The organism is Desulfosceptrum tomskiensis (assembly GCF_049818055.1).
Taxonomy (GTDB): Bacteria; Bacillota; Desulfotomaculia; order Desulfotomaculales; family JASEER01; genus JBFLVT01.
Map to the genome: position 1 here is coordinate 874,893 of NZ_CP187479.1, position 16,457 is coordinate 891,349.

16 protein-coding genes are annotated in these 16,457 nt (G+C 59.2%); 14 read left to right on the forward strand and 2 right to left on the reverse strand.

Annotated elements, in window-relative coordinates; genetic code table 11:
* The first annotated feature begins 41 nt into the window (after positions 1-41).
* The 12 genes from ACPV0M_RS04445 to ACPV0M_RS04500 all read left to right on the forward strand — a co-directional run bounded on the left by ACPV0M_RS04445 (position 42) and on the right by ACPV0M_RS04500 (position 12,743).
* Complete coding sequence (locus ACPV0M_RS04445; protein ID WP_425621754.1) at positions 42-1,661, forward strand: ATP-binding protein; 1,620 nt, start codon at positions 42-44, stop codon at positions 1,659-1,661.
* Positions 1,636-2,322: a response regulator gene (locus tag ACPV0M_RS04450; RefSeq protein ID WP_425621755.1), complete on the forward strand. Its 687-nt coding sequence runs from the start codon at positions 1,636-1,638 to the stop codon at positions 2,320-2,322. Before ACPV0M_RS04445 ends, ACPV0M_RS04450 begins: the two co-directional genes overlap by 26 nt.
* 126 nt (positions 2,323-2,448) lie before the next feature.
* Positions 2,449-3,480 carry a TRAP transporter substrate-binding protein gene (locus ACPV0M_RS04455; protein ID WP_425621756.1) on the forward strand — a complete coding sequence of 344 codons (1,032 nt, stop codon included), beginning with the start codon at positions 2,449-2,451 and terminating at the stop codon, positions 3,478-3,480.
* Between the two features lie 62 nt (positions 3,481-3,542).
* On the forward strand, positions 3,543-4,586 hold the full coding sequence (locus ACPV0M_RS04460) for a TRAP transporter substrate-binding protein (RefSeq protein ID WP_425621757.1): 1,044 nt from the start codon (positions 3,543-3,545) through the stop codon (positions 4,584-4,586).
* A gap of 87 nt (positions 4,587-4,673) precedes the next feature.
* Positions 4,674-5,213, forward strand: coding sequence for a TRAP transporter small permease (locus tag ACPV0M_RS04465; RefSeq protein ID WP_425621758.1), 540 nt, complete (start codon positions 4,674-4,676; stop codon positions 5,211-5,213).
* Complete coding sequence (locus ACPV0M_RS04470; protein ID WP_425621759.1) at positions 5,191-6,471, forward strand: TRAP transporter large permease; 1,281 nt, start codon at positions 5,191-5,193, stop codon at positions 6,469-6,471. Before ACPV0M_RS04465 ends, ACPV0M_RS04470 begins: the two co-directional genes overlap by 23 nt.
* A 34-nt stretch (positions 6,472-6,505) precedes the next feature.
* Positions 6,506-7,348 carry a fumarate hydratase gene (locus ACPV0M_RS04475; RefSeq protein ID WP_425621760.1) on the forward strand — a complete coding sequence of 281 codons (843 nt, stop codon included), beginning with the start codon at positions 6,506-6,508 and terminating at the stop codon, positions 7,346-7,348.
* Positions 7,349-7,419: 71 nt separating this feature from the next.
* Positions 7,420-7,986, forward strand: coding sequence for a Fe-S-containing hydro-lyase (locus ACPV0M_RS04480; protein WP_425621761.1), 567 nt, complete (start codon positions 7,420-7,422; stop codon positions 7,984-7,986).
* Positions 7,987-8,123: 137 nt separating this feature from the next.
* Positions 8,124-8,750, forward strand: coding sequence for a succinate dehydrogenase (locus ACPV0M_RS04485; protein ID WP_425621762.1), 627 nt, complete (start codon positions 8,124-8,126; stop codon positions 8,748-8,750).
* 1 nt (position 8,751) lies between these two features.
* Positions 8,752-10,590, forward strand: coding sequence for a fumarate reductase flavoprotein subunit (locus ACPV0M_RS04490; RefSeq protein ID WP_425621763.1), 1,839 nt, complete (start codon positions 8,752-8,754; stop codon positions 10,588-10,590).
* Positions 10,583-11,317 carry a fumarate reductase iron-sulfur subunit gene (locus ACPV0M_RS04495; protein ID WP_425621764.1) on the forward strand — a complete coding sequence of 245 codons (735 nt, stop codon included), beginning with the start codon at positions 10,583-10,585 and terminating at the stop codon, positions 11,315-11,317. The genes ACPV0M_RS04490 and ACPV0M_RS04495 overlap by 8 nt, the downstream gene beginning before the upstream one ends.
* A gap of 232 nt (positions 11,318-11,549) precedes the next feature.
* Positions 11,550-12,743 (forward strand): NAD(P)-dependent malic enzyme, encoded by a 1,194-nt coding sequence (locus ACPV0M_RS04500; RefSeq protein WP_425621765.1) that lies wholly within the window; start codon positions 11,550-11,552, stop codon positions 12,741-12,743.
* Here the strand turns inward: ACPV0M_RS04500 and ACPV0M_RS04505 are convergent.
* Positions 12,740-14,197: an amino acid permease gene (locus ACPV0M_RS04505; protein ID WP_425622127.1), complete on the reverse strand. Its 1,458-nt coding sequence runs from the start codon at positions 14,195-14,197 to the stop codon at positions 12,740-12,742. The two genes, ACPV0M_RS04500 and ACPV0M_RS04505, sit on opposite strands and share 4 nt — an antisense overlap.
* Positions 14,198-14,389: 192 nt before the next feature.
* Here ACPV0M_RS04505 and ACPV0M_RS04510 point away from each other — a divergent pair, with 192 nt between their 5' ends.
* Together ACPV0M_RS04510 and ACPV0M_RS04515 are read left to right on the forward strand one after the other, a co-directional pair.
* A complete protein-coding gene (locus ACPV0M_RS04510) occupies positions 14,390-15,091 on the forward strand; it encodes an MBL fold metallo-hydrolase (protein ID WP_425621766.1) in 702 nt (233 codons plus the stop codon).
* A complete protein-coding gene (locus ACPV0M_RS04515) occupies positions 15,039-15,536 on the forward strand; it encodes a macro domain-containing protein (protein WP_425621767.1) in 498 nt (165 codons plus the stop codon). Before ACPV0M_RS04510 ends, ACPV0M_RS04515 begins: the two co-directional genes overlap by 53 nt.
* Here ACPV0M_RS04515 and ACPV0M_RS04520 read toward each other — a convergent pair.
* Positions 15,527-16,423 (reverse strand): ATPase, encoded by an 897-nt coding sequence (locus ACPV0M_RS04520; RefSeq protein WP_425621768.1) that lies wholly within the window; start codon positions 16,421-16,423, stop codon positions 15,527-15,529. The genes ACPV0M_RS04515 and ACPV0M_RS04520 overlap by 10 nt on opposite strands.
* Positions 16,424-16,457 lie beyond the last annotated feature (34 nt).

The window sequence follows — 16,457 nt, forward strand, 5'->3', positions numbered from 1 at the left end:
TCAACACAGCCTTAAGAGACTTTGCCCCCTGGGGGCTATTTATGAAAAAGATACGCTTTGGCTTGCACACCAAGATGGCCGTACTGTCCTTCGGTTCCATCTTGATCGCCTTGTTCTCCAGCGGCCTGCTGGTTATAGAGCGGGTCGCGTCGCAGCTCGAGAACGAAATGGGGATGCGCGCCCTGGCCATCGCCCGTACCCTGGCCCAGATGGAGGATATTCAGCACAACGTCGGGAAACCGGGCGGAGAAGTCGTGATCCAGCCCCTGGCGGAACGCATCCGGCTGGCGACCGGCGTCGCCTATGTCGTCGTGCTGGACAATAACGGCGTGCGGTATTCCCACCCCGTCCAGGACCGTATCGGCAAGAAGTTCTCGGGTGAGGACATGGCGTACGCCATCGTGGCCGGGGGAGAGTACGTATCCCAGGCCGAGGGCGTCCTCGGCCCGTCCGTGCGGGCCTTTGTCCCTGTCAAGGTCGATGAGGGGACACGGCAGGTGGGGGTTGTCGTCGTCGGCATTCTGACCCCGACCATTTACAGCGTTTTGCAAAACATCCGCCTCGAACTGTATTACACCCTGGTCATAGGGCTGGTCGTGGGACTGGCCGGCTCAGTTTACCTGGCCCGGCGGATCAAGCGCGGGATGTTCAACCTCGAACCCGAGGAAATCGCCCGCCTGCTGGAGGAAAGGGTGGCCCTGCTGGAATCGATCAGCGAGGGCATCATCCACATCGATAGATACGCCCGCATTACGCTGATGAACAGGGCCGCTTACCGCATCACCGGGGTTACCGACGCAATAGGGAAACCGGTCCAGGAGATCATCCCCAACACCGGCCTGCTGCGCGTCCTCGCCAGCGGCGAGCCCGAATACAACCAGGAAATGATCATCAACGGCGTCACCATCGTCACCAACCGCATCCCGGTACGCGTCGGCGGGCAGACGGTCGGCGCGGTGGCCACGTTCAGGGACAAATCCGAGGTCCAGCGTCTGGCTGAGGAACTGACCGGCGTCAAAAGGTTTATCGAGGCGCTCAGGGTCCAGAATCACGAGTACCTGAACAAGCTCCATACCATTGCCGGGCTGATCCAGTTGAACAGGCACCAGGAAGCCGTCGACTTTATCTTTGCTGTTACGGCCGAGCAGCAGGAACTGACGCAATTTCTCTCGCGGAGGATCAAGGACTACGGGATCGCCGGCCTGTTGATGGGGAAACACAGCAGGGCTAAGGAGCTTAAGATCGACTTCGAGATCGACCGCAACAGCAAGCTCGCTTATTTGCCTCGGACCATTGACTCAAGCGCGATGGTGATCATCATCGGGAACTTGCTGGAGAACGCCTTCGAGGCGGTTAAGGGGCTTGAGCCTTCGCAAAGGAAGGTCTACCTGGGCCTGTTCACCGAGGGCGCCGGGATAAGACTGGTCGTTGGAGACTCTGGCCCCGGCCTGCCCGACGTCCTCAAGGAAACGGTCTTCCAGCCGGGATTTACGACCAAACTGCCCCCGAACAGCGGCCTGGGACTTTCCCTGGTCAGAAACTGCGTCGATCTCGCCGGCGGGACGATAGAAATTGCAAAGTCGCCGCTGGGAGGGGCTCAGTTCGTAGTTACTATTAAGAATGGTGAGGCGAAGCATGACCATCAGCACGTTGATTGTTGAAGACGATCCGATGGTAGCCGAAGTTAACCGCAACTTCGTGGAATCGATAACCGGCTACGAAGTAGTCGGCGTGGTCTCGACCGGCGGCGAAGCACTCGCATTGATTGAAAACCTGCGTCCCGCGCTGACGCTTCTGGACGTTTACCTGCCCGACATCGACGGGGTGAGCGTCCTCCACGAGATCCGCAAGCGCCAGCTGCCGACGGACGTCATCCTGATCACCGCCGCTCAGGACGTTATGACCATTCAGGACGTCTTCCGTTACGGCGCCATCGATTACATCGTCAAACCGTTCAAGCTCACGCGCCTCAAGTCCGCGCTTGATTTGTACGTGAACCTGCGGGAGAGCCTGGACCATTGCAGTTCCCTTGACCAGGACGCGATCGATAAATTAACGCGGGGCCAGACCGCCGAACACCACCCTAGCAGGCTGCCCAAGGGGCTTCACGAGCTGACCTTGAGGCAGATCTACGTCTACCTCGTCCAGCAGGGAAGGAGCCTCTCGGCCGACGAGGTGGCCGCTGGAGTAGGGCTGGCCCGGGTCACCGCGCGCCGCTACCTCGAATACCTGGAGCGCAACGGCAAAGTGGCCCTGGAGTTACAATACGGTTCGGTCGGCAGACCGGTGAATAGATACCGCATTCGTGACCATAAAGATTAAAATAAACATAATTACCTAAAGATTGAACCCATTGTGGTTTGTATTTAGAATTTTCTAAAAGTGTTGGCGTAATTCCTAAATGCGCTAACTTTAACAGGCCGTTCGGGGAATAAGGAGAACTTATTCGTGCAAAGAATCATCCTACTTGCACTGGCGCTGGTCGCCTTTGTTGTTTTTACGGGGTGTGGGCAACGCGTTGTCGACAATGAGCAAGTCAGCCCCGAGCAGCCCATCGTGATCAAGTTCTCCCACGTTACGGCCGAAGACAGCCCGAAAGGACTTGCCGCCCGGCGTTTTGCCCAGTTGGTTCGCGAGCGGACCAAAGGCCGGGTCGAGGTTCAGGTCTTTGCCAACTCAATGCTTTTCAAAGACGGAGAAGAGCTGGAGGCCCTGCGCGAGAACCAGGTCCAGCTGATAGCGCCCGCGACGTCAAAGATTGTAGGGCTGGCGCCTCAGTGGCAGGTTCTGGACATACCGTACCTGTTCCCGTCGGTTGAGGCCGTGCACCGTTTCGTCGACGGCCCGGCGCGGGCTGAACTTTTCGGAAGTTTCACCGCCCAAGGTTTGCAACCCCTGGCTTTCTGGGACAGCGGGTTCAAACAAATGACGAACAACACCCGGCCGCTGGTTCACCCGTCCGATTTCGAAGGGCTCCGTTTCCGCGTAATGATCAACAGCCCTGTCCTGGAGGCGCAGTTTCGGGCACTGGGCGCCGACGCCGTCCCGCTTCCTTTCAGCGAAGTCTATTCCGCCCTGGAGGCCCACAGGGTTGATGGCCAGGAAAACACGTTTTCCAACATTGTTTCCATGAAACTGTACGAGGTGCAGCCTTACCTGACGATTTCCGACCACGGCTTCCTGGGTTACGTCGTTCTGGCCAACAAAGATTTCTGGGATGGCCTTCCGCCCGACGTAAGGAGCGTGCTGGAGGCGACGCTGGCCGAGGTTACCGTGTGGGAAAGGGAACAGGCAGTCGCTATCGAGCGCCGGATGATGGCTTACCTGGAGAACGAGGAGCATATCGCCATACATCGCCAGGCGGCGGCAGAAAAACAGGAGTGGAAGGACGCGCTGGCTCCGGTCAGCCAGAAGTTCAAACGGGAGGTCAGCGCTACATTAATCGAGGCAGCCCGCAACGCTGCCGGGGGAGGTGACTGAACGCTCACGCGTAGACCTCAGGCCCCACAGATAGAAAAGATTTAATTATTGGGAGGTTCGTTATGAAAAGGCGTACGTGGACAATTATAATGGCTTTGATGCTCCTGGCCGTCTTTGCCTTTGTCGTCACCGGCTGCGGCGGGGGAGACAAGGATCAGCCCGGCACCGCCGATAAAGCCGACAAGGACAAGAAAGTCGTCATCAAGTTTTCGCACGTGGTGGCCGACAAGACCCCGAAAGGCCAGGCCGCTTTGAAATTCAAGGAACTGGTTGAAGCCAAGTCCAACGGCACGATGGAGGTCCAGGTTTTCCCGTCGTCGTCCCTTTACGGCGACAAGGAAGAACTCGAGGCCCTGCTGACCAACAACGTCCAGATTATCGCCCCTTCGGTAACAAAACTGGTCAAGTACAACCCGTCCTTCCAGATTATTGACATGCCGTTCCTCTTTGCCAGCGACCAGGCCGCTTATAACTGGTTCAAGAGCGAGTACGGCCAGAAGCTGCTCCACAGCCTCGAAGACAAGGGCATGCTGGGTCTGGCCTGGTGGCCCAACGGCGCCAAGCACTTCATCAACGGCAAGCACCCGTTGAAGACCCCGGCTGATTTCGCCAACCTGAAGTTCCGCGTGCAGAGCGGCGGCCTGCTGGTCGACCAGTTCGAGGCCCTCGGCGCCTCGGCCCAGCCCATCCCGTTCTCCGAGTGCTACCAGGCGCTGCAAAACGGCACCGTCGACGGCACGGAGAACACCTTCAACAACATCGACACCCAGAAGTATGCGGAAGTCCAGAAGTACCTGACCGTTTCGGCCCACGGCCGTCTTGACTACGTCGTCCTCACCAACACCACCTTCTGGAACGGCCTGACCGACGAGCAGAAGAAGATCATTGAAGAGGCCATGGCCGAAGCTACCGAGTTCGCCACCCAGCTTGCCGACAAGCTCAACGCCGAAAGCTATGAAAACTTAAAGAACAGCGGCAAGCTCGACGTCTACGAACTCACCGCCGAAGACAAGGCCAAGTTCGAGGCCGCTTTGAAGCCGGTATACGACAAGTACGTCCCGATTATCGGTAAGGAGTACATCGACTCCGCAAAAGCCGCGAAATAAGTTCAGGTTTTCCAGGTGCCAGATGCTTGGGGGGGCGGGCCCTTTCCCGCCCCCCAACTTCTGACTGTTAGAGGATGGAGGCGCAAGATGCAGAAGTTTAAGAAGTTCTACGCCGCCTTTGAGGATTACCTGGCCGGGGGACTGCTCTTCACGGGGCTGATGCTCATCCTTGTAAACGTCGTCCTGCGCTACAACCCGATGTGGCGCCCCAAGGCCTGGATTGACGAGTACTCGCTCTACCTCGTGGTGTGGGGGACGTTAATCGGCATCGCCGTCGCCCTCCGCAACGACCACCACATCAAGGTGGATATGCTCTACAACTTTTTACCGCTCAAAGCTAAACGCTGGGTCAGCGTCTTTGCCATGACCCTCGGCATGCTTTTCGCGATGCTTTTCGCCGTTTATGGAGTCCAACTGGTTAAGTTCTATTACGTGATGGGCCAGCGCTCTATCAACACACAGACCCCCGAGTGGATCCCGGCCCTGTGCCTGCCCATCGCCGGCGTCATGTTTACCGTTCGGTTCATCGAAAAGCTCTGGATCCTGCTTGCGCACGGCGGCCGTGAATGGTTCAGACTGCAAAAGGAAAAGGAGGAGGACGACCTTGGAAACATTAGCCCTATTTAGTCTCTTTGTTTTCCTCTTCCTCCTCAACGTTCCGATTGCCGTAGCGCTGGCGGTTGCAGCGATCACCATCATGTATTTTATGGGCGATTATACCCTCTTCATGATCGTCCAGAGGATGTACGCCTCGCTGATGGTGGAGACGCTGATGGCCATCCCGGCCTTCGTTTTTGCCGGCGTCGTAATGTCCAAGGGCGGTATCGCCAAATACTTGATTTACGCCCTGCGGTCATGGTTCGGGCACCTTCCCGGCGGCCTTGCCGTGGTAACGATCATGTCCTGCGCCATCTTTGCGGCCATCTCCGGCTCCAGCCCGGCGACCGCAGCCGCCATCGGTGCGATTATGCTGCCGGCCCTCCTCCAGGGCGGTTATCCAAAACGTTACGCCATGGGCTTGATTGCCGCTTCCGGCACCCTCGGCATCCTGATCCCGCCCAGCGTAACGATGGTCGTTTACGGCGTAACGGTGGAGGAGTCGATCGGCAAGCTTTTCATGGGCGGTCTCATCCCCGGCTTGTGTCTGGCTTCAATACTGATTATCTCGGCGATCGCCCTGGCATTGATAAAAAACTACGGGCGCGCCCCAAAGGCGACGTGGGGAGAGCGCTGGAAGCACACCTTAAAGGCTGTACCCGGATTCTTTCTCCCGGTATTCATTCTCGGCACAATTTATATGGGTGTGGTGACGCCCACCGAAGCCGCGGTGCTGTCGCTGCTCTATGCCGTTCTCGTTTCCGCCTTCTTGTACAAAGAGATGTCCCTCAAGGATATACGGGTGATTTTCCGCGAATCCATCAACATCTCATCCATGATCTTTCTGGTCATCGCCGCCGCGATGGTCTTTTCGCTCTACCTTACTTACAACCAAATTCCCGGCGCGGTCGCCAACTGGATCGCGGAGAACAACCTCAACAAGTATATGTTCCTGTTCGCCTGCAACCTGATGTTCTTCGTGATGGGCACCTTCCTGGAAGCCGTATCGATCACGTTGATCACCATGCCCATCCTGCTTCCGATGATCCAGCACCTCGGCATTGATTTGATTCACTTCGGCGTTATCATGACGGTTAACATGGAACTGGCCATGATCACCCCGCCTGTCGGCCTCAACCTCTTCGTCGTGGCTTCAATGGCCAAATCCAAGCTGGAGGAAGTGGTCAAGGGCGTGCTTCCGTTCATCATTATCATGATCTCATTCCTTGTCCTGCTGGTCTACTGGCCGACTCTGTCCCTGTGGATCCCGCGGACCTTAATGTCTTAACCGCTTTCGTCTCAGTATCGGGGGAGGAAATATCTTGCGCACCGTCGACTGCCTGGTTGTTACCGACATTATCGCCCGCCTCTGCGAGGAGGCCTGCTTGGAACTGGAGGCCGACGTCAAGGCCGCCCTGGAGGACGCCCGCGCTATTGAGGCGTCTTTGGTCGGCAAGGACATCCTCGGCATTATCCTGCAGAACGCCGCCGTCGCCGAACAGGAACGCATCCCGATGTGCCAGGATACCGGCATCGTCGTCGTCTTCGTCGAGCTCGGCCAGGACGTCGCCGTGACTGGCGGCAGCTTGGCCGAAGCCATTACCGAAGGCGTCCGCCGGGGCTACACTGAGGGGTACCTGCGCAAATCGGTGGTCAACGACCCGCTCCGGCGCATCAATACCGGGGATAACACGCCTCCTGTCATCCACTTCAAGGTCGTTCCCGGAAACAAGCTGAAGATCTCTGTTGTGCCCAAGGGAGCCGGCAGTGAAAATATGAGCGCCCTGAAGATGCTGAAACCCGCCGACGGTATCGAGGGCGCCAAAAAGTTCATCCTGGAAACCGTTTCGGCAGCCGGACCCAACGCCTGCCCGCCCCTCACTGTCGGCGTCGGCATCGGGGGGACCATGGAAAAGGCCGCCCTCATGGCCAAGGAGGCCCTGCTGCGCCCTATCGGAACCCCGAATCCCGACCCGCAGGTAGCCGCGCTGGAGTCCGAGCTTCTGCGGGAGATAAACGCTCTGGGCATCGGCCCTATGGGGTTAGGCGGATCGGTAACCGCCCTGGCCGTGCACGTCGAGGTTTTCGCCACGCATATCGCGTCTCTGCCGGTAGCGGTCAATCTCAACTGCCATGCCGCCCGGCACAAGACAGCCATTATATAGCTGTTAGCTGTCAGCTATGAGATGCTTTACGCTGGATGCAATATGGTTAGTAAATCCTTGGAGGGTATCGGATGGAAGCGTTACGCATCAACACGCCCCTGAACGAAAGCATCGTTTTGAGCCTCAAGGCCGGACAGCGCGTGCTGATCAACGGCAAGATCTTCACCGCCCGCGACGCCGCTCACAAGCGCATGATCGCCCTTCTGCAGGAAGGCAAACCCCTGCCCATCGATATTCGCAACCAGATCATTTACTACGTAGGACCCTCGCCCGCCAAGCCCGGCCGGATCATCGGCGCGGCCGGTCCCACGACTTCGGGGCGAATGGATGCCTACACCCCGCAGCTAATCGCCCTGGGACTCAAGGGGATGATCGGGAAGGGGTACCGTTCCCCGGAGGTCGAAGAAGCCATGCGCAGGTACAAAGCCGTTTATTTCGCCGCCGTGGGAGGGGCAGGAGCCTTGTTAAGCCGCTGCATTAAGGCCACGCGGGTCGTGGCTTACCCTGAACTGGGCCCTGAAGCCATTCACGAGTTTGAAGTCGTGGATTTTCCTGTCGTCGTAGCGATCGACGCGCACGGGAACAGTCTTTATCGCCAGGGACGCGCATCATTTGCCGGCCCAGCATTCAACCCCTGATTGGCGGGGAAATCTTCTTGTGTTTTGCCGACCCGCGGTTATAGTAATTCCTCGAAAGACATGGTTGAGTGCTGGATCAACCAGTCAACGAGATTATGAAACGGCCTGACCTTGTTCATACGGAAAGGAGTAGCTCAATGTCGGTGCAAAGGATCCACCCAAACAGCCTGAAGACCGACCTGTACCTCGACCTGGCCGAGATGGTCAGCGGCCTGCTCCTGGTCGGTTTTTTATGGACGCACATGCTCTTCGTAGGCGTAATCCTGTTGGGCGCCCAGTCATACGACTCCTTCGCGGCCTTCCTGGACCGGTATTATCTTTCTTACGTCGGCATCCCGTTCATCGGCCTGGTAGCGCTGGTTCACGTCTTTGCAGTCTGCCGGCGCATCCCCAACCGCTACCGCGAATTCTGGGCGCACGCGCGTCTCGTTAAACACCCCGACACCTGGGTCTGGATCTTCCAACTCATCACCGCCGCCGGAATCGCCGTCCTGGCGAGCATGCACGTTTCGTCAATCCTTCTCGGTTGGCCGATCGAGGCCGTGAAGAGCGCCGACCGGATGACTTCTTTCTGGTGGTTCTACCTGATCCTGCTCGTCCTCGGCGAATACCACGCCGGGTTCGGTCTCTACCGCATCATGGTCAAGTGGGGCTGGATCGATCGCCACACCGTAGGCTGGGTCACGAAGATGATCACGCTCTTGATCCTCATCCTCGGCGTCGCGGCAATGTTTGCGTTCGTGCGTTTAGGAGGTGCTCTCTAAGATGTATCAAACGCATGTCAGTGACGTACTCGTGATCGGCGCCGGCTTGGCCGGCGAACGCGCCGCCATTGAGGCATCTTCACACGGACTCGATGTCGTCATCCTGAGCCTCGTACCGCCCCGCCGCTCGCACAGCACGGCCGCCCAGGGCGGCATGCAGGCTTCTTTAGGCAACTGCGCCATGGGAAGAGGCGACAGCCCCGACATTCACTTCGCCGATACGGTCAAGGGCTCCGACTGGGGATGCGACCAGGACGTTGCCCGCCTCTTCTGCGAAACCGTACCCGTCGCCGTACGGCAAATGGCCGCCTGGGGTGTGCCCTGGAACCGCGTCGTGGCCGGGAAGCGCAAGCTCCCCGACGGGCACGAGGTCGAAGACCTCCCGGAATATGAAGGCCTGATCACCGCCCGCGACTTCGGAGGAACAGCCAAGTGGCGCACCTGTTATACGGCGGACGGCACCGGCCACAGCCTGCAGTACACGGTGGATAGCATCGTCATCAAAATGGGGATAACCGTACACGACCGCATGGAAGCCATCGCCCTCATCCATGACGGCGAGCGATGTATCGGCGCGGTGGCGCGCTGTCTCAGGACAGGCAAACTTACGGCTTACCTGGCCAAAGCTACCGTGATCGCCACGGGCGGTTACGGCCGGCTCTACGGCGCTTCCACCAACGCCGTGATTTGCGAGGGTACCGGCATGTCGATCGCCCTGGACACGGGCGTGGTCCCCCTCGGCAATATGGAGGCTGTCCAGTTCCATCCCACCGGTATGGTACCGGTCTGGATTCTTATTACCGAAGGTGCCCGGGGCGACGGCGGCTATCTCCTCGACAAGAATCACCATCGCTTTATGCCCGACTACGAACCCGTGAAAAAGGACCTAGCCTCGCGTGACGTCGTGGCACGGCGTATGGTCCAGCACATGCGCAAGGGCCTCGGCGTCGACAGTCCCTACGGGCCGCACCTGTGGCTGGACATCCGGCATCTGGGCGCCAGGCACATCAATACCAACCTCCGTGAAATCGCCAACATCTGCCGGAACTTTGCCGGCATAGATCCCGTCAAGGACCTCATTCCCGTGCGACCCACCCAACATTACAGTATGGGCGGCGTAAGGACGAATATCGATGGCGCGGCCTACGGTTTGAAAGGCCTGTTTGCTCTGGGCGAAGCCGCGTGCTGGGACCTGCACGGCTTCAACCGCCTGGGTGGCAATTCGCTGGCCGAAACCATCGTTTCCGGGATGATCATAGGCAGGAAGATCGCCGAATATGCCCTGGGCGCAACGCTGGAGTATTCTTCAAGGATAGTAGAGGACCACGTTAAAGCCCAGGAGGCCAGAATCAACGACCTGATAGCGGGCCGTAACGGCAGGGAGAACGTTTACAAGCTCCGCCACGAGATGGAACAGACCCTGATGGACAACGTGGGTATTTTCCGTAACGCCACAGGCCTCCAGCAGGCCGTCGGCAAGCTCCGGGAACTGCACGAGCGCAGCCGTAAGCTCGCCCTGGTTTCAAGCGGCCAGGGAGCCAATCCCGAACTGACGGCCGCTATCCGCCTTCCCGGCATGATCAGGCTGGCCCTGTGCATCGCCTACGGCGCCCTGGAACGCAAGGAAAGCCGCGGCAGCCACGCGCGCGAAGATTTCCCCAAGCGCGACGACAAGAACTGGCTTAAACGCACCCTGGCCTACTGGCGGCCCGGCGCCGATCTGCCGCAGCTCGACTACGAGCCGGTCAAGATTACCGAACTGCCCCCCGGCGACCGCGGGTACGGGGAGTCCTCAGTTGCCAACCAAAGCAATGGAGCGCAAGGAGGTAACAATGGCTAGTCGTCAGCTAACCTTTAACATCTTCCGATACAACCCGGGTATTTCCGGGGTCAAGCCGCATATGCAGGCCTACCAGTTGGAAGAAACGCCGGGTATGACCCTCTTTGTGGCCCTTAATAAGATTCGCGAAGAGCAGGACCCGTCCCTGATGTTTGACTTTGTTTGCCGTGCCGCCATCTGCGGCTCGTGCGGTATGCTGGTTAACGGGAAACCCCGCCTGGCCTGCAAGACCCTGACCAAATCCCTGCCCGACGAGATTACACTGCTTCCGCTGCCGGTATTCAAGCTCGTCGGTGATCTCTCGGTCGATACGGGCACCTGGTTTAGGGAGATGAGCCTCAAGACCGAAGCCTGGATTCACACCTGCAAGGAGTTCGATCCCGCGGCCCAGGAAGAGCGCATGGACAACGAAACGGCTTTGAAGATTTACGAGGCCGAACGATGCATCGAGTGCGGCTGTTGCATCGCGGGGTGCCTTACGGCCAACATCCGCGACGACTTTCTCGGCGCCGCCGGGCTGAACCGCATCGCCCGTTTCATGGTAGACCCGCGCGACGAGCGTTCCGACTGGGAATACTACGAAATCGTGGGCAACAACGAGGGGGCCTTTGGCTGCGTGGGGCTTATGGCTTGCGATGACAACTGCCCGCAACAGCTCCCGCTGCAAATGCAACTGGCCTACGTCAGGCGGCGCATGGCAGCCATCGGATTAAGAAGAGGCCGTTGAAAAACTTCGCCGCAGCTTCTTTTATAAAAGGCCCGCAGCTTTTAAGAAGGCAGCGGGCTTTTTTCTTTGCCGGTCTTTGCCGGCCTCCGATTGATCGGCAAGGATCGGCAAGGATTTGATCATTTTTTTCGGATTAGCCAGAAATCATTCATATTGTCAGAAAACTTGCGCCGATGGTATAGTGTATCCAGGAATACAGTATCTTGTAGACAAAATAAAGGTGGGGGAACAAATGCCGCTTCGCGACGAGGCACTTGAACTGCACCGCACGGTCAAGGGTAAGATCGAAATTAAATCCAAGCTTCCCCTGCGTGACGAAAGGGACTTATCGCTGGCTTACACGCCCGGCGTGGCCGCTCCCTGCGAAGAGATCTATGCTGACCGCCAAAAGGTTTACGAATATACAGCCAAGGGCAACCTTGTGGCCGTCGTGTCCAACGGCTCCGCGGTCCTGGGGCTCGGAAACATCGGTCCGGAAGCGGCTTTACCTGTAATGGAGGGTAAGGCCATTCTCTTTAAGACCTTCGGCGGGGTGGACGCCGTGCCGATATGCATAGACGCCGGGGACGCCCCGAGCATCATCGAGACCGTGCGCCGTCTCGCGCCCACCTTCGGCGGGATCAACCTGGAGGATATCGCCGCGCCGTTGTGTTTCGAGGTGGAGGCGGAGCTCAAACGCATCTTGGACATACCGGTGTTTCACGACGACCAGCACGGCACGGCTGTCGTTGTAACGGCAGGGCTCTTGAACGCCCTTACGCTTACGGGCAGAACCCTGCGGGACATCAGGATCGTCATCAACGGCGCGGGTTCGGCCGGACTGGCCATTACCCGCCTCTTGCTGAAGCTGGGCGTGGAGCACATTCTCGTCTGCGACAGGAAAGGGATCATTTACCCGGACCGGGCCGAGGGTATGAACAGTTACAAGCAGGACATCGCGCTCCAGACCAACGGCGCGCGCATCACGGGTACCCTGGCCGACGCGCTTGCCGGAGCCGACGTCTTTATCGGCGTATCCAAGGGCAACCAGGTGGCCCCGGAAATGATCAACCGCATGGCGCCGGACCCGATAATCTTCGCCCTGGCCAACCCCGATCCCGAGATCTGGCCCGACGAGGCGGCTGCGGCGGGAGCGGCGATCATCGCCACCGGCCGTTCCGATTTCCCGAACCAGATCAACAACGTGCTGGCCTTTCCCGGTATTTTCCGAGGAGCGCTGGACGTCCGGGCCATCGACATCAACGACGAGATGAAGCTTGCCGCTGCTCGCGCCATCGCTTCCCTGGCTGAGGAAACCTTGAAACCCGATCACATCATTCCCGAGCCGTTTGACAGTCGGGTCGCCCCCGCCGTAGCCGAGGCTACGGCGAAAGCAGCCATCGCCTCGGGCGTGGCCCGGGTCGGCGGCGCGCTACCCGGCCCTTAACTTCTTTCCAAATCATCGCGGCGCAGCGGCTTCGCCAGCGCCGGCCCCAGTATCGCTTTCCACGTTAATCCCCTGTCTTTCGGCTGTAGGGCGCTGTGACGATAGCTGTATCCGAAGTAGATGATCAGGCCCAAGGCCATCCAGACCACAAAGCGCACCCAGGTCAGAGGGGGAAGATTGGCGATAAGATAGAGGGAGGACACAATCGCCAGCAGCGGTGTCCATGGCATGCCCGGCGTCTTGAAAGGCCTGGGCATGTCCGGTCTCGTATACCTCAATACCAAAACGCCCACGGAAGCGATGACGAAGGCGGTCAGCGTCCCGATGTTGGCCAGCTGAGCCACGACGCCGATCGGCAGGAAGCCGGCGGTGAGGATAACGACGATGCCCACCACGAGCGTGCTGACGTAAGGCGTGTTGTAACGCGGGTGAACGCGCGCAAAGACCTTGGGGATCAGGCCGTCGCGGGACATGGCGTAAAAGATGCGGCTTTGGGCGTAGAGCGTGACCACGAGGACGCTGGTGATCCCCGCCAGCGCCCCCAGGGCCACGACCGAACCGGCCAGGGGGATACCGGCCCGCAAGAGGGCCGTCGCGACGGGGGAGGCCGTGTTAAGCTGATTATACGGAACGATTCCCGTTAAGACGACGGTGACCAGGATGTACAGTATGGTGGAGACCAGCAGCGAACCGATAATGCCGATAGGCAGATCGCGCTGCGGTCTTCGCGCTTCTTCGGCGGCGGTCGCGACGGCGTCGAAGCCGATGTAGGCGAAGAAGATGATCGCCGCCCCCTGGAAGATGCCGATCATGCCGAACGGGAGGAACGGCTGCCAGTTTGCCGGGTTGATGAAACGCACGCCGAGGACGAGGAACAGGACGATGACGAACAATTTGACGAGCACGACGGTTTTCGCCGTCCTGGCGCTCTGTTGCGTTCCCCTCACCACCAGGAGGGTGACGGCCAGAGCGACGAAAACGGCAGGCACGTTGACCACCCCGTCCTGGGCGGGCGCGCCGGTAACGCTTTGCGGCAGGGCGACCCCCACTGAACGGAGCAGGTCCACCAGGTAGGACCCCCAGCCGATCGCCACCGCTCCCGCCGCAACCATGTACTCCAGCATGAGGTTCCAGCCCACGATCCAGGCCACGAACTCCCCAAGCGCCGCATAACTGTAGGTATAGGCGCTGCCCGCCACCGGAATCATCGCCGCCAGTTCGGCGTAGACCAGGGCCGCCAGGCCGGCCGCCACCCCCGCAACGACAAACGACACTATGAGCGCCGGGCCCGCATATTGGGCGGCGGCTACACCGGTCAACACGAATATCCCCGTGCCGATGATGGCCCCTATGCCGAGCGCCACCAGATCAATAGAGGTCAGTGAACGGCGTAGTCTGGATTCCTTCTTTTCCGCTTCCAGTTCCACGAACGGCTTTGTCCGCCAGATGCTGATCCCGTCGCCCAAACTTTATCCATCCCTTGCCGCGTTTTCTCCATTATTCTTTCTTTGTCCGGGTGATCGTATCCGCGCGGTATAGGGCGACGGTGAACAACCGACAATAAGGAACGTGAGGACGGGTGGAGGAATCCAAACTTTTATGTAGAACCGAAAGGCAGAAGATGGCAAGATCGGGGGGGTGAAAGAATGAAGATCCAGTGGCTCGGACACGCCTGTTTCCTTATGACCGCCGAAGACGGGACGAAAATCCTTACCGACCCCTTCAACGAGCAGGTCGGCTATCCGGTGCCCGAGGTACGGCCGGACATCGTCACCGTAAGCCACGGGCATTACGACCACAGCGCCATCCACCTCTTGAAGGGTAACCCGCGGATCGTTAATGCGCCGGGGAGGCACAAGATCGCGGGGAACATCGTCGTCGAAGGCTTCCGTACCTACCACGACAAGCAACAGGGCGCGCTGCGGGGCTTGAACACGGTGTACACCATCGCTATAGACAGCCTGAGGGTATGCCACCTTGGCGACCTGGGTCACCTGCTGGAAGACGATCTTGTCGGGGAACTCGGTCCGATCGACGTCCTCTGCGTCCCCGTCGGGGACCATTACACCATCGGCCCCGAGGAAGCCGTCAAGGTAGTGGAGGCCGTCAACCCGGCCGTCGCCCTGCCGATGCACTATAAGACCGACTACATCGACTTCCCCATCAAAGAAGCGGCCGAGTTCACGAAGTATTTCTCCCACGTCCAAAAACTGCCCGAACTGGTGATTACTCCGGAAACCAAGCCGGAACCCATCAAAATTGTCGTTCTGGAGTTAAGCACGGGAGGAGTGAGCCTTGCAGGTTCTGGTCGGCGACATCACCGGATGGCAAGCAGATGCCATCGTTAACGCCGCCAACGGGCTGGGTCCGATGGGAGGGGGAGTGGCCGGGGCGCTGCGCCGCGCCGGAGGGCAAGAAATCGAGGAAGAAGCCGTCCGGGTCTGCAGGGAACTCGACCCCGAGCCCGGCGACGTGTACGTCACGTCGGCGGGCCGGCTCAAAGCGCGATGGCTGCTTCACGCCGTAACTATGAAGCGGCCCGCCGAGCCTTCCTCGCCGGAAATCGTCCGGCGCTGTCTCCGCAATGTCCTGGAAACCGCCCGGGTTCTGGGGGCCCAATCCCTGGTTCTTCCCGCTCTGGCCACAGGCGTGGGGCGGGTTCCCAGGCCATCGGTGGCCTTGATTTTCTACGAGTTGCTGGTGCCGGTCCGCGATCTTCAGATTGCGGTCGTCGACCGCAATGAGGAATTTATCGGGTATCTGCGGGATTTTATCGAACGTTCTTACCCTTGACCCCGGCGCCAGGTCTTGCAGAAGGAGCAGACCGGCGCTGAAGTGGGCATCCCGCAGACAGCGCAGGGCTGCAACTGGTATTCGGCCCTGGCCTGCGCTTCGAAAAGACCGGCATGCTTAATGTACCCTTCGTAAAACAGGCGCTTTGTCCCCGGCGATTCTTCTTCAACGCCGTTGATAAGTTGCTTGTATTTGGGAAACGAGGCCTCCGCGGCATACGGACACCTGGCCTGAACGACCCTGATGCCGTGGATGGCGGCGTAAGTGGCGATCTCACGTTCAGTAAGTAGGGCCAGCGGCTTGATCTTGCGGGCAAACCCGTCGCCCTCGGGCAAAACCGGCAGGTTTTTGGCCAGGTAGCGCACGTCCCAGCGGAAGATGTTGGCCAGAAGGGCGGAAGACAAGTCGTCCAGGTTGTGCCCCGTAGCCAGCACCATACCCGCCCGCCAGGCCTCGGCGTTCATCAGGTAGCGCTTGGTCATCCCGCACAAGGCGCAGAAGCGGGGGAAACGGCGGCCCGCCTCCGGAACGGTTATCCCGAAGGCCTCTTTAACGTCAAAGACGCGCAGGGTCAGCCCCCGTTCGGCCAAAAAATCCTTGCAGACCGCCAGCGACTCGCCGGCAAAATCATTTTCAGCTATCCCCAGGGAGATGTGCAAGCCTTCTACGTCGTAACCCAGGCGGTGGAACACGTCCACGACGATCAGGGAGTCCTTGCCTCCCGAAACGGCGACCAGACAACGTTCCCCGGGCTGGAGCATCTTGTAACGGCGGATGGCTTTCTCGATCTGACGCATAAAGAACTCGTCAAAGTGCCGTTCGCAGAAGTTGGCGTTGTGGGCGGGGAATTGAGCGATCGCGGGCCCTCTGCACACTTTGCACTTCATAAAAGAAAAACACCTCCCGGGAGAATGCTAAAAA